Origin of the sequence: Carnobacterium sp. CS13, assembly GCF_016653495.1 — a bacterium.
Taxonomy (GTDB): Bacteria; Bacillota; Bacilli; order Lactobacillales; family Carnobacteriaceae; genus Carnobacterium_A; species Carnobacterium_A antarcticum.
In genome coordinates this window covers 90,699-110,639 of sequence record NZ_CP067364.1, presented here as the reverse complement: position 1 = coordinate 110,639, position 19,941 = coordinate 90,699, and the positions used below count along the sequence as shown (strand labels likewise).

Here is a 19,941-nt window from a genome sequence, read left to right as displayed (position 1 = left end):
AGATGGTAAAAGAAGCTCAGACATTCTCACTGGGCTTCCATATACGTTTATGCTATTTTTTGTTGTACTGATTCATTGTATCAAGAAAATTGTGGCCATTGACCCAATACTCTATCGCTGCCACGCTGTCTTTTATCGAGAACAGCACATCTTCTTGTTGTTCCTTTGGAAAACCACTCAATACATGGTTAACGACCGTTTGACTGGCATAAGGACGGTCGATTCCGATTCGAATACGATTAAAGTTTGCAGTTCCAAGGTGTTGGATCAAACTTTTAATGCCATTGTGGCCTCCTGCACTGCCTTTTTGACGCAACCGGATTTTACCGAGCGGCAAATCTAAATCATCGTAAATGACTACTAAATCCTCTAGTGCAACATTAAAGTAGTCCATCAACGGTCGAACCGCTCGTCCAGAGTCATTCATAAAGGTCTGAGGTTTGACCAATAGAACTTTTTCCGTTCCGATAAACGCTTCGGTATATACTGCTTCAAATTTGCTTTTATTAAATGCCAAATTTTGCTGCTTCGCATATTCATCCAAAGCCATAAAACCAATATTGTGTTTTGTGTTTGCGTATTTTGAACCTGGATTCCCTAAACCCACAATCATCTTCATCATTTACCTTCTCCATCTGTTTAATTAGTCATTTTTATTCGCTGTTTTACAGCCGATCCTTTTTGCAAATGTACGCAAAAAAGCGCTGCACGAAGTTTTTATCGTCCAGAAACAATTTCGTCTAGTATACCATATTTTAATTGTGAATAGGAACAAGACTGTTTGGCTTCGATGAACATTCACTACAGCTGTTTTTTTCTTTTTCAGCCCGCCATTAAAAATCGGCCAAAATAAGACTTCTATTGCCTCTTTCGCTTGTGAACTGGTATACTTGCTTTGTATGACAAAGTTTATTAAGGAGGAAATTTGATATGGTTAAATCTGAAATAAAAGATCATCAAAAAATCATTATTGTAGGTGATGGAGCGGTAGGTTCAAGTTACGCTTTTGCTCTGGTTACACAAAACATTGCTCAAGAACTTGGGATTATTGATATCGATACCGACAAAACAGAAGGCGACGCAATGGACCTTTCCCACGCACTAGCCTTTACTTCCCCTAAAAAAATTTATTCCGCCAGCTACAGCGACTGCCATGATGCAGATATCGTCGTTATTACAGCAGGCGCTGCTCAGAAACCTGGTGAAACCCGGTTAGATTTAGTTCAAAAAAACTTAAAAATATTTAAAACGATTATTGATCAAGTTATGGCCAGCGGCTTCGACGGTATTTTCTTAGTAGCGACCAACCCAGTCGATGTCTTGACGTATGCAACTTGGAAATTCTCTGGTTTGCCGAAAAGCCGTATCATCGGTTCAGGAACCTCTTTGGACAGTGCGCGTTTCCGTCAAGCTATTGCTAAACTAGTAGGGGTAGATGCACGAAATGTCCATGGCTATATTTTAGGAGAACACGGCGATACAGAATTTCCTGTTTGGTCTCATGCCAACATTGCCGGACTGCAGATCTATGAATGGATCAAAGACAATCCGGGAGTTGACGAAGCCGCATTAGTCGATGTCTTCTTTAACGTTCGCGATGCCGCTTACGATATCATCGAGAAAAAAGGGGCAACGTTTTACGGGATTGCCGTTTCAATGACTCGAATCACCAAAGCCATTTTAAATGATGAAAACTCTGTTCTGCCTCTTTCAGTCTATTTAGATGGCGAATACGGACAGGAAGACATCTTTATCGGAGCACCGGCGATCGTAAACCGCCAAGGCATTCAACAAGTCATCGAAATTCCGTTAAACGATGCCGAAAAAGAAAAAATGAACCATTCAGCTGATACGCTGCGTAAGATTACTCAAGACGCTATGAAAAAGTTAGACGAAGAAACAAATTAATTCAATGACAAACCCTCCCAATCAAGGTAGTTTCATCCTTGGTTGAGAGGGTTTTATTATTCTTCTTCGCAGCACAATTGCACGATGGTTTCAGCATAAATATCCATTGCTTGAAACAATTCAGCTAAAACAATGCCTTCGTTAGCCTGATGAGCCAAACTTTTGGTATTAGGAAAATGGGCGCCAAAAGCAACCATATTTTTCATGGTTCGGGCATAAGTAGCTCCACCTGAAGTGAGCGGCTGGGCTTTATCTCCTGTTTTATTTTGATAGATCGCCATCAGCGTTTGAACGAGGTCGCTTTCTTTCGGAACATATAAAGCCGGTACATGGTCAAATTCTTCATACGTTAACCCGTAAGCCGCAGCCGTTTTTTCAAGAATAGCTGCCAAATCTGCTGCTGGGTAACTGACCGGGATACGTAAATCCAATTCTATTTCCGACTTTGTTTCATCTACTTTGATCGTAGCCACATTAAAGGTCAGCTCTCCCGTCATCTCATCTTTCACTTCGCCAAAGATCCTGAAACCATTCGTTTCTGCACCAACTTTTTCGGCTAAAAATTGCAGGATTGGATGCGGATGCACTTGGACCAAACCTGTTGCCAATTGATTGATTGCATTTATTCCTTGTCCAGCAGCACTCGCGTGAACAGCTTTGCCGCTCACTGTAACTGTCTGATTTGCAAGTGTCTGGCTGATGTCCAATTCAACTAATTTTTGACTTACTTGTTGAGCATCTTGACCTTGGTACTGTGCATTGCCTGGCACGACATTAAAAGCATCGCCGCAATCCAGTGCAAAAGCAGAGCTTCCAGGTCCTACCAGCTTAGCTTGCAACAGACCTTTTTCAGCATATGTTACCGGGAATGCACTATCTGGTACAAATCCTTTTGTCGGCTGTTCTTCTTTTAAATTGTAGTGCGCCATGCACCGCCATAATGTTTCTTCATCTGTTCCAAAAACAAACCGGATGCGTTTATTAAAAGTAAATCCAGCATCCACGACCGCTTTAAAGGCATACAAAGCCGCAATCGTCGGTCCCTTATCGTCTTGGCTGCCGCGTCCGTACATAACGCCGTCTTTCACGACTGCTTGAAAAGGATCTGTTTCCCACAGAGCTAAATCGCCGGCCGGAACGACATCCAAATGACATAAAATAGCAATCAACTCTTCCCCTTCTCCATAGTCAGCATAACCATAGAAACCTGCTGGATCATGATAAGTAGTCATTCCCAAGGCTTCACAAATGACTAATGCTTCTGTCAAACAGTCTTCGATCGCTTTCCCAAATGGCGGGAAGCTGGTTCCATCAGCGGTATTCACAGAGGGAATATCGATCAAGCGTTTTAATGCAGCTAAACTTTCTTTTTGATGCTTTTCCGTTACCCAAGTTTCCATATAAATAAACAGTCCCCTTTTTGGTTTTTAGTTTTTCTATTCTTCAATTGATACATATTTTAAGTTTACACTGTTGATTTGACTCATATGGTAATTTTTAACGGAACTTCTTAACAACATAGCTTGTGCCTGCTGGTAAAGCGGGATGATTCCTGCATCTTCTAACAGGATTTTTTCAGCCGCTAAATCATTGGCCCATTTTTTAGCTGGATCTCCGCTGTCTTCTCCCATTGAGGCTTCAACTAAAGCATCATAATCTTCATTAGAATATTTTCCGCCGTTAAAGACAGAACCGGATAAGAACAAACTTAAAAAATTATTGGTATCGTTCGTATCTGCACCCCAACCAGACAACAACAAATCAAAATCGCCATTATCGCCTAGTTCGATGCGGTTCTTGAAAGGAACACTTTTAATCGTAATTTTTACACCTGCCAGATTTTCTTCAATCGTATTTTGTAAATATTGGCTCACTTTTTTTGTAACTTCATCATCATCTGCTACTAATTGCAATTCGACTGTTGAGACCCCTAATTCTTGCTGGGCCGTTTCCCATAGCTGAGCCGCTGTTTCCGGATCATAATCTAAATAAGAACCAGCTGTTTCTCTGAAATCTTCACCGGTTTGAGGGTCTTCGACTAATCCGCTAGTCACTAGTCCCCCAATGGGTTTAGATCCATTAGCAATGATGCTTTCGGTTAATTCTTCACGTGAAATAGCTGAAGCAAGTGCTTCTCTTAAGCTTTTGTTTTTTAAGGCTGGGTTGTTAACATGATCCAGTTCTAAGTAAACCGATTTGGCCGTTAACGGAGCCATAAATTCAGGATCTTGGTTGTATTGTTGGGCAAATTCTCCAGTTAAAGTAACCAGATCGATTTGGCCGTTATTGTATAGATTCAATCCTGTCGACGTTTCTTTGATCACTTGGTTGGTCACAGTGGTTAACGCTACGTTTTCTTGATCCCAATACTGATTATTTTTTTCGTAGGTCCAAGATAAACCTGTACCATCCCAATCTTTTAAGACAAACGGCCCATTATAAAGAGCAGAATCGCTGCTCGTCCCAAACCCAGAACCTTCAGCAGTAACAAAAGTTTCTTTCTGAGGAGAGAAAGTTGGTTTAGTAATTAATTTCAAGAAATTTTCTACTGGCTTTTCTAATGTGATTTCAAGTTCTGAATCGCTTAACGCTTCGATCCCTAAACTATCGACTTCTGCTTCGCCAGCTAAGATTGTTGAAGCGTTTTTAATATCTGTCATCACAAAAGAATAATTGGCTGCAGTAGCCGGGTCAACGATACGTTTCCAGCCAAATTCAAAATCATGAGCCGTTAATTCGCTTCCATCTGACCATTTTAACTCTGGTTTTAAAGTAAAGGTATATGTTAATTGGTCTTCACTGATCTTCGGCTCCCCTTCAGCCAAAGCCGGAATCGGATTTTCTTGTGTATCTAAGCGGTACAAGCCTTCCATCACTTGATTCAAAGCCGTAAAACTAATCGTATCTTGTGATAAAGCCGGGTCGATCGTAGGCAATTCAGACTTAACACTCAAGTGCAGCGTCTGCTCCGAGTTTGTCTCACCAGCTCCGCTGACGCTATCTTCTCCATTTGCTTCTCCTGCTGTACATCCCCCTAAAATAAACAACGCTGCGGCAAAAAAAGTTGCTTTTTTCATTGTTCTTCCTCCCTATTCTTTTTAGTCGTATCCCCATACTTCTATCAGTCGTTTAAATCTTTTCACTATCATACACTATTTATTATAAATATACAATATTAACCCGCTTTTTTGTTATTTAAATGAAATATATACAAATATACTGTATATTACAGAGTATCGTCGCTTTTTATTCAACAAAAAAAGTTGGAACCAAAGCATTTTCTCGCTTTGGTCCCAACTTCCGCTCGTTTCTTCAATTTCTACAAAGGCACAATGATATCGTCTTCAGAATCTTCAATCGGAGAATCAGCTTTTATCTCAATAATGAGTTTGTGCGGCAAACAAATACTTGTTTCTCCTGGTTTGCTGATCCAACCTGTTTTTACTGCAATTTGATCCGGACTATTGTCTTCTTTATTTCGAATCTTTTTTCCGTCTACTTCAATGATGTTGTATTGCCCCTCTGCCGGATGAAACGTAAATTGTTCATGCGGTGTCTCTTCTGATAGTCGCACTCGCTTTACTTCTTCGCCATCAATAGAGATGACCGCAACGACTTCACTTGTTTCATCGATCGAACGCGTTTGTCTTCCAAAAATATAATGCGGAATAAACGAACCGATCATTAACAGTACGACGATGACGACATCTAGCGGACGAACGAGCTTGGCATATTTTTTAAAATTAGTCATATTGATTGGCTCCGTTCATTCTAAAGCTCTTCAGCTAAACGATTGCTTTGGCTGATTTGAACAAGCAACTGATATTTCCCAATAAGTAAAGACACCTTCGCTTTACTCTAAACAAAAAACGCGATCAGAAGCTGTTTAACCTCTCATCACGTTTTTTAAAATTACGGTAAACTTTAGCGTGTTTCTTTAAATTTTCTTTCAAAAAGTGGGCTGACAGATTTATTTTCATGAATCCGCGTCACAGCATCGGCCAATAATGCACTGACACTAATTTCAACGATTTTATCAATTTTCTTCTCTTCAGGGAGATAAATAGAGTCTGTAACCACCAATTGTTTGATTGCAGAATTTTGAATGCGTTCAATCGCTGGGCCAGATAAAACAGGATGTGTGCAACAAGCATAAACTTCCGTTGCGCCAGCTTCTTGCAATGCTTTAGCAGCTAACGTGATCGTTCCAGCGGTATCAATCATGTCATCGATCAAAATACATTTTTTACCTTCAACTGAACCAATAATATTCATGACTTCCGCAACGTTTGCTTTTGGACGACGTTTGTCGATAATAGCAATCGGCGCTTTTAAGAATTCCGCTAATTTACGCGCACGTGTTACTCCACCATGATCTGGTGAAACAACCACGACATCTTCTTCTGCAAGTCCGCAATTTAAGAAGTAGTTCGCCAAAAGAGAAGCACCTAATAAGTGATCTACTGGCATATCGAAAAACCCTTGAATTTGAGAAGCATGTAAATCTAATGTCAAAATACGGTCTGCACCTGCAGCTGTTATCATATTCGCAACTAATTTTGCAGTGATCGGTTCTCTAGAACGGGCTTTCCTGTCTTGTCTAGCATAGCCGTAATAAGGAATCACTAGATTGACTGTTTTAGCACTTGCTCGTTTTAAAGCATCGATCATAATCAACATTTCCATCAAATTGTCGTTTACTGGACTAGAAGTTGACTGAATAATATAAACATGGTCTCCCCGAATACTTTCTTCAATATTGATTCGAATTTCTCCATCGCTGAACTGATCCACTGAGAGTTTTCCTAATTCTACTCCTACCTCTTTAGCAATTTTCTCCGCTAAGGGTCTGTTTGAGTTTAACGCAAAAATCTTTAACTTTGGATCAAAATAATGTTCTGACATAGTGACCTCCACTTTCTTTATTTGCAAAAAGTTCTTTTATCTCACTTTAATACTATTCATTTTCCCTGAAGAAATCAAGTAAATTCTAGCTTTGCTTTGAATTATCAATCGTTTTCTAATGTGGCAATTGATTGAAATAATTCAACTTGTTTTCTTGACGAGCTCTGGCAATCGCCAATGCTTCCGTAGGGACATCTTTAGTGATAGTTGACCCAGCAGCGATGTAAACATTTTCTTCAACGTTGACCGGTGCGACTAAATTAACGTTGCATCCGATAAAAACGTTGTCTCCAACTGTCGTACGGTGCTTATTTTTGCCGTCGTAATTAACAAAAACTGTTCCACAGCCAATGTTAATGTTCTTTCCTAAATCGGCATCGCCAACGTAAGTTAAATGACCAACTTTTGTACCGGCACCGATTACGGCATTTTTCACTTCAACAAAGTTGCCGATGTGAACCGATTCACCGACTTGGCTGTGTGGGCGCAAATGGCTGTTAGGCCCAATGTTGCTGTCTTGCTCCATAACCGAATCTTTGATGTTTGAGCTTGTAACCCGCACGCGATCGCCAATGGTACTGTTTAAAACTTCAGAGTTTGCTCCAATAAAGCAATCTTCTCCAATGACAGTGTGTCCTTTTAAAGAGACATTTGCTTCAACTACCGTATCAGCGCCAATCGTCACATCGCTATCAATGTACGTTGTAGCTGGATCAATCAGCGTCACACCATTTTGCATATGGCGTTGATTGATTCGGGTCCGCATCAAACGAGTAGCTTCAGCTAAAGCTATCCGATCATTCACTCCCATACCTTCTGCTTCATGTACCATTTTATAGGCATCTACCACTTCATTTTGGCTTTTTAGGATCTCAATAACATCTGGCAAGTAATATTCTCCTTGAACATTTTCATTGCCGACTAGAGACAATGCTTCAAACAATAAACGATTATCAAAACAATACGTTCCAGTATTGATTTCTTGAACCAGCTGTTCTTGTGCGTCTGCATCTTTTTGTTCCACTATTTTCTCAACAAAACCTTGCTCATTGCGGATAACCCGGCCGTAACCTGTAGGATCTTCGGCATGAGCAGTTAAGATGGTAGCTTTCGCACCTTGTTTTTGATGGTAATCGAACAAGTTCGTTAATGTTTCAGAGGTCAACAAAGGAGTATCGCCGCAAATGACTAATGTGATTCCTTCTTTTCCCTTTAACTGTGCTTCAGCTTGAATGACAGCATGGCCAGTTCCCAATTGTTCTTCTTGTAAAGCATATTCAGAACGGTCGCCTAAGTATTCTCTTACTTTTTCAGCGCCAAAACCAACGACCGTCACAATTTTGTCGGTACCTGCAGCTTCTACTTGTTCAATCACATGTCCAACCATGGGTTTGCCTGCAATTGGGTGTAAGACTTTGTATAGTTTTGATTTCATTCGTGAACCCTGTCCTGCTGCTAACACCACTGCATATCTTTGTGTCATCTTAGCGACTCCTTCTTTTTCACTTTTTTATTTTTAACGTTTAATGGGTATTCTTTTATTTTTTAGGTTTTAGCTAACAACCTCTCGCTTTTTGGCTTTAGCTCTTCAATGATAGCCTAAAAACTCAGTATTTTCAAGGTTAATCCCGTTACTTTATCCTTTATTCTTAAGTCTTTAAATGAAGAAAACGATTTTATTTAGTTGGCTGATACGCTCGTCGCTGTTGCCCGTTTCAAAAATCTTGTATACTGATTTAAAGCGACACAAAAAGGAGGAAGTAGTGATGAACGTAAAACCTGAACATTATTGGATCGAAAAATTGGAACTTGTGCCTCATTCTGAAGGAGGGTATTTTAAAGGTGTCTATCAAGCTTCTGAAACAGTGACCACGGCTGAACAAAACGAACGGAAACGATACACTAGTATTTATTTCTTATTGAACCAAGAAAGTCCTTCACATTTTCATCGTTTGAAATCGGATGAAATCTGGTATTTCCATACTGGCGACGCTTTAACCATCCATATGATCCATCCAGACGGGCGCTATGAACAGGTTGCATTAGGAATGGACCCCGAAAAAGGCGAAACCTTGCAATACGTTGTTCCAAAAGGCGTCATTTTCGGCTCAAGCGTTGATAAAGACGGTATTTATGCTTTAGTCAGCTGCATGGTCGCACCTGGTTTTGATTACCAAGATTTTGAGCTGTTTACACAAGCCGATCTGTTAGCCCAGTATCCAGAAAACCATGACATTATTAAACGGTTAGCCTTTGAAACATTGCCAGAATAAGATAAAAAAATCAGAAATCCCGTCTGTATTAGAGGCAGGGTTTCTGACTTTTTTAATCTTTAAAATAGTTTCCCGGTTTAACATAGATCGTTTTATCGCGAATATCCACTTCATCCACACATAAAAGCGAAGTATAATCAGCAATCATTCGATCTCCGCTGAATGTTGATTCAGCAAAAACCGTTACGCCAACTAATTCTGCTTCAAACTCTTCAATCAAGCTCTTCATCCCGTTGACGGTTCCTCCGCCTTTCATGAAGTCATCCACGATCAATACCCGTGAACCGCGTTTTAAACTCCGTTTAGATAGTTCCATTTTTTCCACTCGTTCAGATGAACCCGATACATAATTGATACTGACTGTCGAGCCCTCAGTGATTTTCGAGTCGCGACGAACGATAACGAAAGGCACATTCAAGTAGCTTGATACTGCTTGGGCGATTGGAACCCCTTTTGTCGCAACCGTCATAACAGCATCGATTGACTCATGCAAGTATTGCGAAGCAATAATCTTGCCGATTTGGCGCAAAATCTGAGGATGTCCCAATAAATCGGATAAGTACACATAACCACCCGGCAATAAACGATTCGCTTCTGATAATCGTTCGCACATTTCATCAACAAACTCTTTAGCTTCTTCTTTTGCGATTTCAGGAATATACCGTACGCCGCCCGCTGCTCCAGGGACTGTTTCTAATGTGCCCGTTTTACGTTCTTTAAATGTTTTTTTCACAATCGTCAAATCTTCACTGATAGAAGATTTGGCAGAATCGTAACGATTAGCGAAATAAGTCAATGACACCAATGTGTGCGGTCTTTCTAACAAATAGCGAGTCATATCGATCAATCGTTCACTTCTTTTTACTTTCAAATCTTTCACCTCTTCATAAATTCCTTTTAATTTTAACTATCTCATGCGTCCGACCTTATTATAATCGTATTTAACGAAAAAAGGTAGGTATTTTTGCTTGAAATATCAAAATTGTTCGTTTTTGTTATTATTTTCTCATAAAAAAAAGTACGAACTTTCGGATTCGCACTTTTTCTCTGTTTTTTATTTTTTGTTTTCTGGTTTTTCAGAATAGGCTAACGGTGTCCGGCTTTTTTTGTATTTCACTTGATTAACGCTTTTTTTGATAAAAATGGTGATAATGAAAATAACAATAAACACTAACGTGATCGTCGCTCCTGGCGGTGTTCCGTATTGATAAGAAGCGGTCAGACCTGTAAACATGCCAATGATCCCAATAATGACTCCCATCAAAATAACAATGTTAAAACTTTTGCTTAAACGCATTGCAATGGCGGCCGGCAAAATGATGATCGCCGAAACCAATAATGCGCCTACGATCGGCATAACGACTGCTATTGTAACACCCGTGATGACATTAAAGATAATAGACATCAATTTCGTTGGCAATCCGGCTGTAAAAGCCGTATCTTCATCAAACGTCAAGACATACATCGGTTTACGAAATACTAAAAAGAGCCCTACGACCATCACAAAAAGTGCCCCTAATAAATAAACTTGTTCTTGATTGATGGTCACAATCGAACCAAATAAGTATTGTTGGATACTAGCGTTGGATCCTCCATCGTTTAAACTCATCAGAACCAGCGCTATTGCCATTCCAGCTGACATAAGGATAGCGATTGAGATTTCTGTATAAGACTTGTACAGCATCCTCAAATAGTCAATGAGCACAGCAGCTATAACGACGACGACCAGTGTCATAACGGTGGGATTGATATTTAACAACAACCCCAAAGCAATTCCGGCTAACGAAATGTGCGAAAGAGTATCCGCCATTAAAGATTGCCTTCTTAAAATTAAAAATAAACCTAAAATTGGTGCAATAACAGCGATCAAGAATGAAGCTTGGAATGCTCGCTGCATGAATCCATAGAAAAACATCTCCATGGTGAATCCTCCTTCCGAATCAACTGGATGTGGCGATCCGCATATTGTTTAATGTCTTCATGATCATGGGTAACCATTAAAATGCCTTTGCCATGGGCACGACTATTGTGTTGCAATAATTCATAAAATTCATGACGTGAATCAACGTCCATACCCGTTGTTGGTTCATCTAAAACAAATAGATCAGGGTCCGTTGCGAAAATCCGAGCCAATGAAATCCGTTGTTTTTGACCACCGGAAAGTTCACCGATTTTTTTATGGCGAATGTCCCACATTCCCACTGATTTCAATGCTCGTTCGACATGAACATGATCTTCTGCATCTAATCGTTTAAACCATTTGCCTCTTTGGTAACGGCCTGAACGAACCAATTCTAGTACTGTACTTGGAAAGCCAGCATTAAAAGAAGCGACTTGTTGAGGGATATAGCCGATAGCTAATGGTTCATTTCGATTGTTCATAGGCGAAATGAACGCTGTCCCTTTAGTTGGTTTTAACAATCCCAAGACATTGCGTAGTAAAGTCGATTTTGCTGCACCATTTTCTCCAGTCAGCATAACGAATTCTCCAGCATCAACGGTAAAAGAAATATTTTCTAAAACGGGTTCTTCATCATAGTAAAAAGATAAATCATTGACTTCAATATAATGCAAACTTTTTTCCTTCTTTCTCTATGCTTGTTTAACAGAAAAAAGACGCACGAGTAAGAGTTGTGACCGTCCACTCATCCGTTTCCTGCTGTCAATTATTTTATTTTTTTGCTGCCATAGTGTACGTTCGCAGCTCTTATCTAGCACCATTGTTCGTTTTGAGACCGCTCCGCCACAAAACGTAATGATTACTATTTACGCATTTCTTTAGTAGCATATCATCCTCGTTATTATTCGTCAAGAAAAAAAAGCGAAACAAGCTCAAGTCTTGTTTCGCTTCTCTTCTTACTTTAATGTTCGGACTAAGTAGACTTCATTACAAAAACCTTTTAGCCCATTGTACACTCGTTGAGCTCTGGAGTATTTACGGCAAAGAGCAAAAATAGTCGGCCCGCTGCCGCTCATCAGTGCTGTATCTGCTCCAAACTGCAGCATCTTTTGCTTGATCGTTTCAATAGCCGGTTGTCGGATAATAGACGTTTTTTCCAATGCATTGCCGGCATACTGTGTCATTTTGTTGTAATTTTGTGTTTTGATCGCTGCTAACATCGCTTGCGTGTCCGGATGCTCAATCGTGTCGTAGGCCAAGGCACTAAAAACTGTCCCGGTCGAGATGCCTTTTTTAGGTTTCACTAACACAACCCAGCATTGCGGGATCTCATCCAATGGTTCAATTTTTTCGCCACGTCCAGTTGCAAAAGCCGAACCGCCATAAACACAATAAGGCACATCCGAACCGATTTCAGCGCCTAAAACAGCTAATTCTTCGAGCGTTAAGCCCAGATCCCATAGTTGGTTTAAACCTCTTAACGTCGCTGCTGCATCACTGCTGCCGCCAGCTAATCCTGCTGCGATCGGGATTTTCTTTTCAATCACGATGTCCACACCCAGTTGAATGTCAAACGTTTCTTTGATCAGCAACGCTGCTTTATACGCATGGTTTCTTTGATCCAATGGAAGAAACCCATTATTTGAACGGATGCTGATTTGGTTATCAGCTATCGTTTTCAATGTCACACGATCCGCTAAATCGATTGAAGTCATCACCATTTCAAGTTCATGATAACCATCTTCGCGTTTCTGCAATACATCCAAGCTTAAATTAATTTTAGCCGGGGCTTTTTCAATTACTTCCATACTGGTCTCTGCACTCCTTTCATTTTTTTCATTGTCTCTAGTATGTAGAACATACTAGCTTAAAAAAAATGATTTGCAAAGAACGAATAGGAGAATTTAACGGAACTGTTAGAAAAAACGGTCACATTCAGCTGATTTTATAGTAAAATCCTCTTTTAAAGCAAAAAAAAACGAGCTCATTTCAGCTCGTGGTCTTACGATTAAGCATATTGTAGACTTTCTTCGTCTAGAAATTGGATTTCTACTGATTGAGTCAAAACATCTGTATAACTATAAGAAACACGTTCAAAAGCATTTTCATCTTGGTCTAACTCCACAACAAAAACAGATGGATACGTTTCGGTCAAAATGCCTTTACGTTCTGTTTTTCTCTTGCGACCAACTTGTGCGGTCAACATAATCTTTTTACCTAACTTATGATCTAAACCTTCTTTAATACTAGCTAATGTAATTGGCATCAGATTCACCTCACTAATCTAATGCTATTATAACATACTTTTACAAAACGGACAAGTATATCATAAGAAAAACTTAGACGCAACCAATAATTCTCTAATAATAAAAACCAGTAATCCCTTGGCAATCCAAAGGTTTACTGGCAAACTCAACTTTATTCTTAATGTTAATTTAATACTTTCAAACAAATTCCGTCCGCTAGTTTTCCGAATTCTGTCAGGCTTAATGTTTCGCCGCGGCGTTTCGGATCTATTCCGGCATAGTCTAATGCTTGAATCAATTTCTCTTTCATCGCTTCTTCTTTGCCGTACTTTCCTAGCAAATTATTCCACAACGTTTTTCTGCGTTGCACAAAAGCTGCTCGAGTCAATTCAAAAAACACTTTTTCATCCATTACTTCTACGCTTGGTGTCGTTCTGCGCGTCAATTTGATAATGGCTGAATCCACATTGGGCTGGGGCATAAATACCGTCTTCGGAACAATAAAGGCAATCTCCGCATCCATATGGTATTGGACAGCAATCGTCAGCGATCCATAAGCTTTGCTGCCAGGAGCGGCTGTAATGCGTTCTGCGACTTCTTTTTGCATCATGATCACTAAAGCATCAATGCGCACCACCGACTCCAAAAAGTACATCACAATGGGCGTCGTAATGTAATAAGGCAAGTTCGCTACAACCATCAGCGGTTCTGCAAGATCTACTTTTTCAGTTAGCACTTCTTTCAAGTTTGCTCGCAAAACATCTTGGTGAATAATCGATACATTGTCATAAGGACTTAAAGTATCGGCTAAAACCGGCAAAAGACGATCATCGATTTCAAAAGCAATGACTTCTTTGCTGGCTCTCGCTAAATGTTCCGTTAATGCTCCGATTCCGGGGCCTACTTCAACCACATTTGTCTCTTTGTTTAAACCAGCTGCTTCCACGATATTAGAAAGAATGTTGGTATCAATGATAAAATTTTGTCCTAAGCTTTTCTTTACTGAAAAACCATATTTCTTTAAAATTTCCTTGGTTCTTATAGGTGTTGCAATATCTTTATGATTTGTCATGTTCTTCCTCCAAAATTTGCTGCATCGCTTGAATCACTTCTTCAGGAGAGATTTGGAACATTTGCAGTCTCTTTTGAAGTTGCTTTCCATTCGTATATCCAATATTAAGGCGTTCGCCTAACTTTTCGCGTCTTTTTTTTGCAAATGCTCCCATAATCAACCCTGCATCCATCAACAATTCACGGGAAATCAATGATTCTTGTTCTAAGGTCTCTGTATAACTTTTTGCTAAAGCTGCACGAATGGCTTCAGGCGAAGCGTGTTCGATCCCTAAACTTCCTGAGCCTTTCGGCTTTGCTTCATCGATCGTCAAAAAAGCATGCTTTACACCGGGAACAGCTCGAGAAATTGTCTTACGGATTTTTTCACCCGGAAAATCTGGATCGGTAAAAACAATGACTCCTCTGGTTGCTTGTGCTTTGGCAATCAACTGCAGTGTTTCTTCGTTAATGGCAGAACCGTTTGTTTCAATCGTATCTGCTTCAAGCGACTCATGGATCCGGCGAGTGTCATCCCGTCCTTCGACGACAATGATTTCTTTTACTTTTTCCATTCATCTAACCTAAACAAACGATTGGCATTTTTCATCGTTTGTTCTGCTACTTCAGTATAGGAACAGTTTCTTAACTTCGCTATTTCTTCAGCTACGTATTTAACGTACGCCGGTTCATTGCGTTTGCCTCTAAAAGGCACGGGTGCTAAATAAGGCGCATCGGTTTCAATCAGCAACTTATCAAACGGAACCGCCTTTGCTACTTCTTTGGGTTCTTTCGCATTTTTAAACGTAACCACTCCGCTTAAAGAAATATGCATTCCCAAGTCTAAGAAACGTTCCATCCATTGAGTGTCTCCGCTAAAACTATGCATGATGCCGCCAATATCTTCAACGTGTTCTTCTTTCAACAATTTATACGTATCTTCAATAGCATCCCGCATATGAATGCTGACAGGCAATTTTAGTTCTTTAGCGATCCGCAATTGTCGTCTGAAAGCTTCTTTTTGGCTGTCTTTAGGTGAGGTATCCCAATGATAATCCAAACCCATTTCTCCCATAGCGACCACTTTCGGCAACTGCAATTGGTAATACAGCTGCTCTTCAATGGCATCTGTGTAAAGGTAGCTTTCGGTTGGGTGCCAGCCGATGATGCTGTAGATGTCTTTATACTCTTGGCTTAACTGTAAGGATTTTTCTATCGTAAGCGTATCGAAACCAACGACAGCCATCCGAGAAACATCATGTGCTACGGCATTTTTGATGGTTTCTAGAACGTCTTCGTCAAATTCTGCTGCATTTAAATGCGTGTGTGTATCAAATAACATACTCTCATCCTTTATTTTTAGTCTCTTTCCTCATAATAAAGCTGCACCGCTTTGTGACTATGGTAAATACCCTGCTAAATGCGTTCAGCAGGGTATTTTTTTAGCTAGTCAAGGTCAGCAGTTTCAGTTAAGCAACTTCTGATCCGTTCGGTGCTTCCATTGGAGCTTCGATCAATTGCAATTGACCATCTTTTTCAGCAGATAAAATCATTCCTTGGCTGATTTCGCCGCGCATCTTACGCGGTTTTAAGTTAGCCACAATAACAACTTTTTTGCCGATCAATTCTTCGGGGTTAGGGTACCATTCAGCGATTCCAGAAAGAATTTGTCGATGCCCTTCATCGCCAACGTCTAAACGGAATTTCAACAGTTTATCCGCTCCCTCAACTTTTCCGCAGTCGATTACTTCTGCCACTTTTAATTCCACTTTATCAAAATCTTCGTATTTGATTTGCTTTTCTTTAACAGAAACCAGTTTTGTTTCCGTTGGGTCCCATTCTGCCGGAATTTCTTCCTCTTCAGAAAGAGTGCTGGCTCCGCCGTCCATTTGCTCTTTAATATAAGCTACTTCAGCTTCTATGTCTAAACGTGGGAAAATCGGCGTTCCTTTAGCGACTACTTTCGCGTCAGCCGGGAAATGGCCAAACTGAACGGCAGTCCAGTCCTTAGCTGCTTCAGTTTCAACACCTAATTGTGCGAACATTTCTTTCGGTGCATGTGTTAAGAAAGGTTGCAGTAAAATTGCAGCAACACGCAAGCTTTCGGCTAAATGAGCCATGACGCTCGCCAATTCTGCTTTCTTACTTTCTTCTTTAGCCAACTTCCAAGGCTCTGTTTCATCGATATATTTATTCGCACGTGAAATCAGCACCCAAACATCGCTCAAAGCATTGCTGAACTGCATATTTTCCATTTCTGTTTGGTAATCTAAAATCGTTTTTTCTGCTGTAGCTTTCAGCTCTCCGTCAAAAGCTGTTACGTCTCCTGCGTAGGTAGGAATCGTTCCATCAAAGTATTTATTGATCATGGCAATAGTCCGGTTCAGTAAATTACCTAAATCATTCGCTAAGTCGTAATTGACCCGAGAAACAAAATCTTCTGGTGTAAAGACACCGTCACTGCCAAATGAAACTTCACGCATCAAATAATACCGTAATGCGTCTAAGCCATAGCGTTCCACTAACATTTCTGGATAAACAACGTTGCCTTTTGATTTAGACATTTTCCCGTCTTTCATCAATAACCAACCATGGCCGAAGATTTTTTTCGGTAACGGCAAATCCAATGCCATTAACATAATTGGCCAATAAATGGTGTGGAAACGCACGATTTCTTTTCCAACCATGTGAACATCTGCTGGCCAGAATTTATTAAATAAGCTCGGGTCATCTGTTCCATACCCTAATGCGGTAATATAGTTAGCCAATGCATCGATCCAGACATAAATAACGTGTTTGGGATTGCTTGGCACGTTGATTCCCCAAGAAAAAGTTGTCCGCGAAACAGCTAAATCTTCTAAGCCGGGCTTGATAAAGTTATTGATCATTTCATTTTTACGTGATTCTGGTTGAATAAAATCAGGATGCTCATTGTAGTAAGCCAATAAACGATCCGCATACTTACTCATTCTAAAGAAATAAGATTCTTCTTTGATCAGTTCTACTGGATGACCGCTGTCAGGAGATTTCCCGCCAATCACGTTGCCTTCTGCATCGTGTTGCACATCTACTAATTGTGTTTCTGTGTAGAATGTTTCGTCTGGAACAGAATACCAGCCTTCATACTCATCCAAATAGATATCGCCTTGTGCTACGAAACGCTCAAAAATATCGGCTACGACTTTTTCGTGGACAGGATCGGTCGTCCGAATAAATTTATCATTGCTGATTTCAAGCAAGTTCCATAAATTCTGCATTCCTTCAGCCATATCATCAACGTATTGCTGCGGCGTTATATTTAGTTCCGCTGCTTTATTTTCAATTTTTTGACCGTGTTCATCGCTTCCAGTAAGGTAAAAAACGTCAAAATCCTGCATTCTTTTGTACCGCGCCATCACATCACAAGCAATGGTTGAATAGGCATTTCCAATATGCAGTTTGCCGCTCGGATAATAAATTGGTGTTGTAATATAAAATGTTTTTCTCTCAGTCACTTAAAGTGCCTCCTTGGTTCATTTAATGAAATGTTCTCAATTTTTTAATACAAGTGCAGTTTCTTCAACAAAAACAGACGCATTTCATGAGCGTTACGTTTTTTTGTTCAACTAACGCCGCTTGTTCTTGATATTTCTGGTTTACGCTCTAAAACTATTCTCAAATAGTATACCATAGAACGGTAGAAGAATAAGGATTTTCCTTGGTATTTCTATTGCCTTTTGCAACTTTTAACGTGCTGTCCTTTAAGGCAATACCTTCAATTGCTGGAGCCCTTTTAAGATGCCGTCGTTTTCGGGAGAAACTGTAATGAAGTCAGCGATTTCACATACTTCTCTTCGTCCGCTTTCCATAGCCACTCCTATTCCGACTGTTTGCAGCATTTCAATATCGTTTAAACCGTCGCCAAAAGCTATTGTTTCTTGAAGCGAGATACCTAAGTGTTCTGTCATTTTTTGAATTCCGACAGCTTTAGAATGATTTTTTGTAATGACGTCTACCGAATAAGGATTCCACCTGGTAAAATGACAATCAGGAAATTCTTCCCGATAATAAGCATCAAACTTTTCTGAAGCATGTAAAATACATTGGTAAATAGGACGGTTCTCATAATATTCCGGTAAGACGGGTTTTTTGGTTTTAAAAGCTCCCATAAAATGACTGATGGCTGCCACAACTAATTTGGGCGGTGCAATCGGTGATTTTTGAATCAACCGTTTCAACAAACCTTGCTGGCCTAAAGTGGTCAAAGAGTTGCCTAAAATCTCTTCGCTTCCGCTAAAAGCAATGCCTTGTTGGTAAACTTCAGCTGCTTTAGTTAATCGTTCAATGGAATCACTCGACATGGGGTTGCGGTAAATCACTTCATTTTCATAAACGACGTATTGCCCATTCATAGTAATGTAGGACTGGATATTCAATTCTTCCAAAATAGCATCAATTCTAAAAGGAGGCCTGCCGGTTGCGATAACCGGAATAATGCCGTTGTCTTTTAAGTCTTGAATAGCTTGCTTAGCGGTTTCTGGAATTTTCTTTCTCGCTGTTAGTAATGTCCCGTCTATATCAAAAAAGACCATTTTATGCATTTGGCTGCTCCTTTAGCATTTTTCTTTTCCCGATTTAATAATCCAATTTTACACCGTTTCTAGGAGCAACTGCAAGAGCCCTTTCATTCTTGATTTAAAAAGAAAATGTTTCCCGTGAAACATTTCGAGTGTTTTTTGTTGTGTTAAGAGCTTTTTTTTCAATCTTATCTAGAAATACGGTACACTAAGAGTACCATCTTTTCCCTATGAAAGGAGATTGAACAAGATGATCACGATTGGTTTAACCGGGTGGAGCGACCACGAATTATTAATTACTCATAAAAAAAGAAACTTAGAAGATTATGCCTCGCATTTTCCATTTGTGGAATTAGACACTAGTTTTTATGCTATTCCTCCAACAAAAAATATTTTGAGTTGGATCGACAGGACGCCTGATGCCTTTCAGTTCTTGCCAAAAGCTTTTCAAGCCATGACCCAACACAAAGAATGGCTTGATTTTTTTCCATCTGAAGAAGCGATGTTTCAACACTATCTTGCAGCCTTCGCACCGATGATCGAAGCAAATAAAATCAAAGCTTTTTTGTTTCAATTTCCGCCATTTTTTCATTATTCAGAAGAGCACTTAACTTATTTAAGAAAAATCCGGCACTGGATGGGCGAACTGCCAGTGGCTATCGAATTTCGGCACGCTAGTTGGTATAGCGGAGAAAACCAGCCACTCACGTTGACATTCTTGGAGCAGCAGAACTTTATCCATGCAGTAATCGATCAACCTCAAACGCCCGGGAATAGTGTGCCAATGATAGCGACTGGAACGAATCCCGAACTTACCGTATTGCGTTTACACGGACGCAACTACGAAGGCTGGTTGAATGCTAGCGGCCCAAATTGGCGGGAAAAACGAACATTTTACGATTACAGCCAAGCAGAACTAGCCAGTTTTATTCCTATCATCCGTTCATTGGAAAAAGACTCTAAAGAAGTCGCTGTTATCTTTAATAATAATTCCGGAGGTCATGCTGCTGCCAACGCTAAATACTTACAAAAAATACTTGGCTTAACGTTTGATCAGCTTGGCCCTCAACAACTGGGCTTAGATTTATTCAACGACTTTTAAA

The 19,941-nt window shown here is 40.1% G+C and carries 19 protein-coding genes; 3 read left to right on the top strand and 16 right to left on the bottom strand.

Translation table 11 applies throughout. The annotated features are described in order from the left end of the window. Positions 1-52 precede the first annotated feature (52 nt). On the bottom strand, positions 53-619 hold the full coding sequence (gene pth, locus JHE06_RS00510) for an aminoacyl-tRNA hydrolase (protein WP_058920300.1): 567 nt from the start codon (positions 617-619) through the stop codon (positions 53-55). Positions 620-930: 311 nt separating this feature from the next. On the opposite strand from pth, the gene JHE06_RS00505 reads away from it, so the two are divergent. Further along, positions 931-1,908 carry an L-lactate dehydrogenase gene (locus JHE06_RS00505; protein WP_058919665.1) on the top strand — a complete coding sequence of 326 codons (978 nt, stop codon included), beginning with the start codon at positions 931-933 and terminating at the stop codon, positions 1,906-1,908. A 56-nt stretch (positions 1,909-1,964) separates the two neighbouring features. Here JHE06_RS00505 and JHE06_RS00500 read toward each other — a convergent pair whose 3' ends face one another. The 5 genes from JHE06_RS00500 to glmU all read right to left on the bottom strand — a co-directional run bounded on the left by JHE06_RS00500 (position 1,965) and on the right by glmU (position 8,296). After that, positions 1,965-3,308, bottom strand: a complete 1,344-nt coding sequence (locus tag JHE06_RS00500; protein WP_201088985.1) for a M20 family metallopeptidase — start codon at positions 3,306-3,308, stop codon at positions 1,965-1,967. A 36-nt stretch (positions 3,309-3,344) separates the two neighbouring features. Beyond that, complete coding sequence (locus JHE06_RS00495; protein WP_201088983.1) at positions 3,345-4,985, bottom strand: peptide ABC transporter substrate-binding protein; 1,641 nt, start codon at positions 4,983-4,985, stop codon at positions 3,345-3,347. 242 nt (positions 4,986-5,227) lie between these two features. Beyond that, entirely contained in the window at positions 5,228-5,659 is a 432-nt protein-coding gene (locus JHE06_RS00490; RefSeq protein ID WP_201088982.1) for a NusG domain II-containing protein, read from the bottom strand. Positions 5,660-5,832: 173 nt separating this feature from the next. Then, positions 5,833-6,813 carry a ribose-phosphate diphosphokinase gene (locus JHE06_RS00485; RefSeq protein WP_058919661.1) on the bottom strand — a complete coding sequence of 327 codons (981 nt, stop codon included), beginning with the start codon at positions 6,811-6,813 and terminating at the stop codon, positions 5,833-5,835. Between the two features lie 115 nt (positions 6,814-6,928). Continuing rightward, entirely contained in the window at positions 6,929-8,296 is a 1,368-nt protein-coding gene (gene glmU / locus JHE06_RS00480; RefSeq protein ID WP_058919660.1) for a bifunctional UDP-N-acetylglucosamine diphosphorylase/glucosamine-1-phosphate N-acetyltransferase GlmU, read from the bottom strand. 283 nt (positions 8,297-8,579) lie between these two features. On the opposite strand from glmU, the gene JHE06_RS00475 reads away from it, so the two are divergent. Then, the gene (locus JHE06_RS00475; RefSeq protein ID WP_058919659.1) at positions 8,580-9,086 is read left to right on the top strand and encodes a cupin domain-containing protein; all 507 of its coding nucleotides are present in this window, start codon (positions 8,580-8,582) and stop codon (positions 9,084-9,086) included. 52 nt (positions 9,087-9,138) lie between these two features. Here the strand turns inward: JHE06_RS00475 and purR are convergent, their stop codons facing one another. The 10 genes from purR to JHE06_RS00425 all read right to left on the bottom strand — a co-directional run bounded on the left by purR (position 9,139) and on the right by JHE06_RS00425 (position 18,862). Next, positions 9,139-9,957, bottom strand: coding sequence for a pur operon repressor (gene purR, locus JHE06_RS00470; RefSeq protein ID WP_058919658.1), 819 nt, complete (start codon positions 9,955-9,957; stop codon positions 9,139-9,141). A gap of 183 nt (positions 9,958-10,140) precedes the next feature. Further along, positions 10,141-11,007: a metal ABC transporter permease gene (locus tag JHE06_RS00465; protein WP_058919657.1), complete on the bottom strand. Its 867-nt coding sequence runs from the start codon at positions 11,005-11,007 to the stop codon at positions 10,141-10,143. Further along, complete coding sequence (locus JHE06_RS00460; RefSeq protein WP_201088981.1) at positions 10,953-11,660, bottom strand: metal ABC transporter ATP-binding protein; 708 nt, start codon at positions 11,658-11,660, stop codon at positions 10,953-10,955. Before JHE06_RS00460 ends, JHE06_RS00465 begins: the two co-directional genes overlap by 55 nt. A 282-nt stretch (positions 11,661-11,942) precedes the next feature. Then, the gene (ispE, locus tag JHE06_RS00455; protein ID WP_201088980.1) at positions 11,943-12,794 is read right to left on the bottom strand and encodes a 4-(cytidine 5'-diphospho)-2-C-methyl-D-erythritol kinase; all 852 of its coding nucleotides are present in this window, start codon (positions 12,792-12,794) and stop codon (positions 11,943-11,945) included. 200 nt (positions 12,795-12,994) lie between these two features. Beyond that, on the bottom strand, positions 12,995-13,252 hold the full coding sequence (locus JHE06_RS00450) for a Veg family protein (protein ID WP_058919654.1): 258 nt from the start codon (positions 13,250-13,252) through the stop codon (positions 12,995-12,997). 164 nt (positions 13,253-13,416) lie between these two features. Further along, positions 13,417-14,304 carry a 16S rRNA (adenine(1518)-N(6)/adenine(1519)-N(6))-dimethyltransferase RsmA gene (rsmA, locus tag JHE06_RS00445; protein WP_201088979.1) on the bottom strand — a complete coding sequence of 296 codons (888 nt, stop codon included), beginning with the start codon at positions 14,302-14,304 and terminating at the stop codon, positions 13,417-13,419. Continuing rightward, positions 14,291-14,857, bottom strand: coding sequence for a ribonuclease M5 (gene rnmV, locus JHE06_RS00440; RefSeq protein WP_201088978.1), 567 nt, complete (start codon positions 14,855-14,857; stop codon positions 14,291-14,293). Before rnmV ends, rsmA begins: the two co-directional genes overlap by 14 nt. Then, entirely contained in the window at positions 14,845-15,624 is a 780-nt protein-coding gene (locus JHE06_RS00435; protein ID WP_201088977.1) for a TatD family hydrolase, read from the bottom strand. Before JHE06_RS00435 ends, rnmV begins: the two co-directional genes overlap by 13 nt. A gap of 127 nt (positions 15,625-15,751) precedes the next feature. Next, entirely contained in the window at positions 15,752-17,776 is a 2,025-nt protein-coding gene (gene metG, locus JHE06_RS00430; protein WP_201088975.1) for a methionine--tRNA ligase, read from the bottom strand. Between the two features lie 246 nt (positions 17,777-18,022). Continuing rightward, positions 18,023-18,862, bottom strand: a complete 840-nt coding sequence (locus JHE06_RS00425) for a Cof-type HAD-IIB family hydrolase (RefSeq protein WP_201088973.1) — start codon at positions 18,860-18,862, stop codon at positions 18,023-18,025. Positions 18,863-19,088: 226 nt separating this feature from the next. Between JHE06_RS00425 and JHE06_RS00420 the strand changes: the two genes are divergently transcribed. Beyond that, on the top strand, positions 19,089-19,940 hold the full coding sequence (locus JHE06_RS00420) for a DUF72 domain-containing protein (protein WP_201088971.1): 852 nt from the start codon (positions 19,089-19,091) through the stop codon (positions 19,938-19,940). Position 19,941: the final 1 nt, after the last annotated feature.

Excerpts from the sequence above, each read along its gene's own strand:
- rsmA (WP_201088979.1), bottom strand. The coding sequence starts at position 14,304 with ATGACAAATCATAAAGATATTGCAACACCTATAAGAACCAAGGAAATT.
- JHE06_RS00465 (WP_058919657.1), bottom strand. The coding sequence starts at position 11,007 with ATGGAGATGTTTTTCTATGGATTCATGCAGCGAGCATTCCAAGCTTCA.
- JHE06_RS00495 (WP_201088983.1), bottom strand. The coding sequence starts at position 4,985 with ATGAAAAAAGCAACTTTTTTTGCCGCAGCGTTGTTTATTTTAGGGGGA.
- JHE06_RS00450 (WP_058919654.1), bottom strand. The coding sequence starts at position 13,252 with ATGCCAATTACATTAGCTAGTATTAAAGAAGGTTTAGATCATAAGTTA.
- JHE06_RS00500 (WP_201088985.1), bottom strand. The coding sequence starts at position 3,308 with ATGGAAACTTGGGTAACGGAAAAGCATCAAAAAGAAAGTTTAGCTGCA.
- JHE06_RS00505 (WP_058919665.1), top strand. The coding sequence starts at position 931 with ATGGTTAAATCTGAAATAAAAGATCATCAAAAAATCATTATTGTAGGT.
- JHE06_RS00425 (WP_201088973.1), bottom strand. The coding sequence starts at position 18,862 with ATGCATAAAATGGTCTTTTTTGATATAGACGGGACATTACTAACAGCG.
- JHE06_RS00420 (WP_201088971.1), top strand. The coding sequence starts at position 19,089 with ATGATCACGATTGGTTTAACCGGGTGGAGCGACCACGAATTATTAATT.
- JHE06_RS00490 (WP_201088982.1), bottom strand. The coding sequence starts at position 5,659 with ATGACTAATTTTAAAAAATATGCCAAGCTCGTTCGTCCGCTAGATGTC.
- JHE06_RS00475 (WP_058919659.1), top strand. The coding sequence starts at position 8,580 with ATGAACGTAAAACCTGAACATTATTGGATCGAAAAATTGGAACTTGTG.
- pth (WP_058920300.1), bottom strand. The coding sequence starts at position 619 with ATGAAGATGATTGTGGGTTTAGGGAATCCAGGTTCAAAATACGCAAAC.
- JHE06_RS00485 (WP_058919661.1), bottom strand. The coding sequence starts at position 6,813 with ATGTCAGAACATTATTTTGATCCAAAGTTAAAGATTTTTGCGTTAAAC.
- JHE06_RS00435 (WP_201088977.1), bottom strand. The coding sequence starts at position 15,624 with ATGTTATTTGATACACACACGCATTTAAATGCAGCAGAATTTGACGAA.
- glmU (WP_058919660.1), bottom strand. The coding sequence starts at position 8,296 with ATGACACAAAGATATGCAGTGGTGTTAGCAGCAGGACAGGGTTCACGA.
- ispE (WP_201088980.1), bottom strand. The coding sequence starts at position 12,794 with ATGGAAGTAATTGAAAAAGCCCCGGCTAAAATTAATTTAAGCTTGGAT.
- rnmV (WP_201088978.1), bottom strand. The coding sequence starts at position 14,857 with ATGGAAAAAGTAAAAGAAATCATTGTCGTCGAAGGACGGGATGACACT.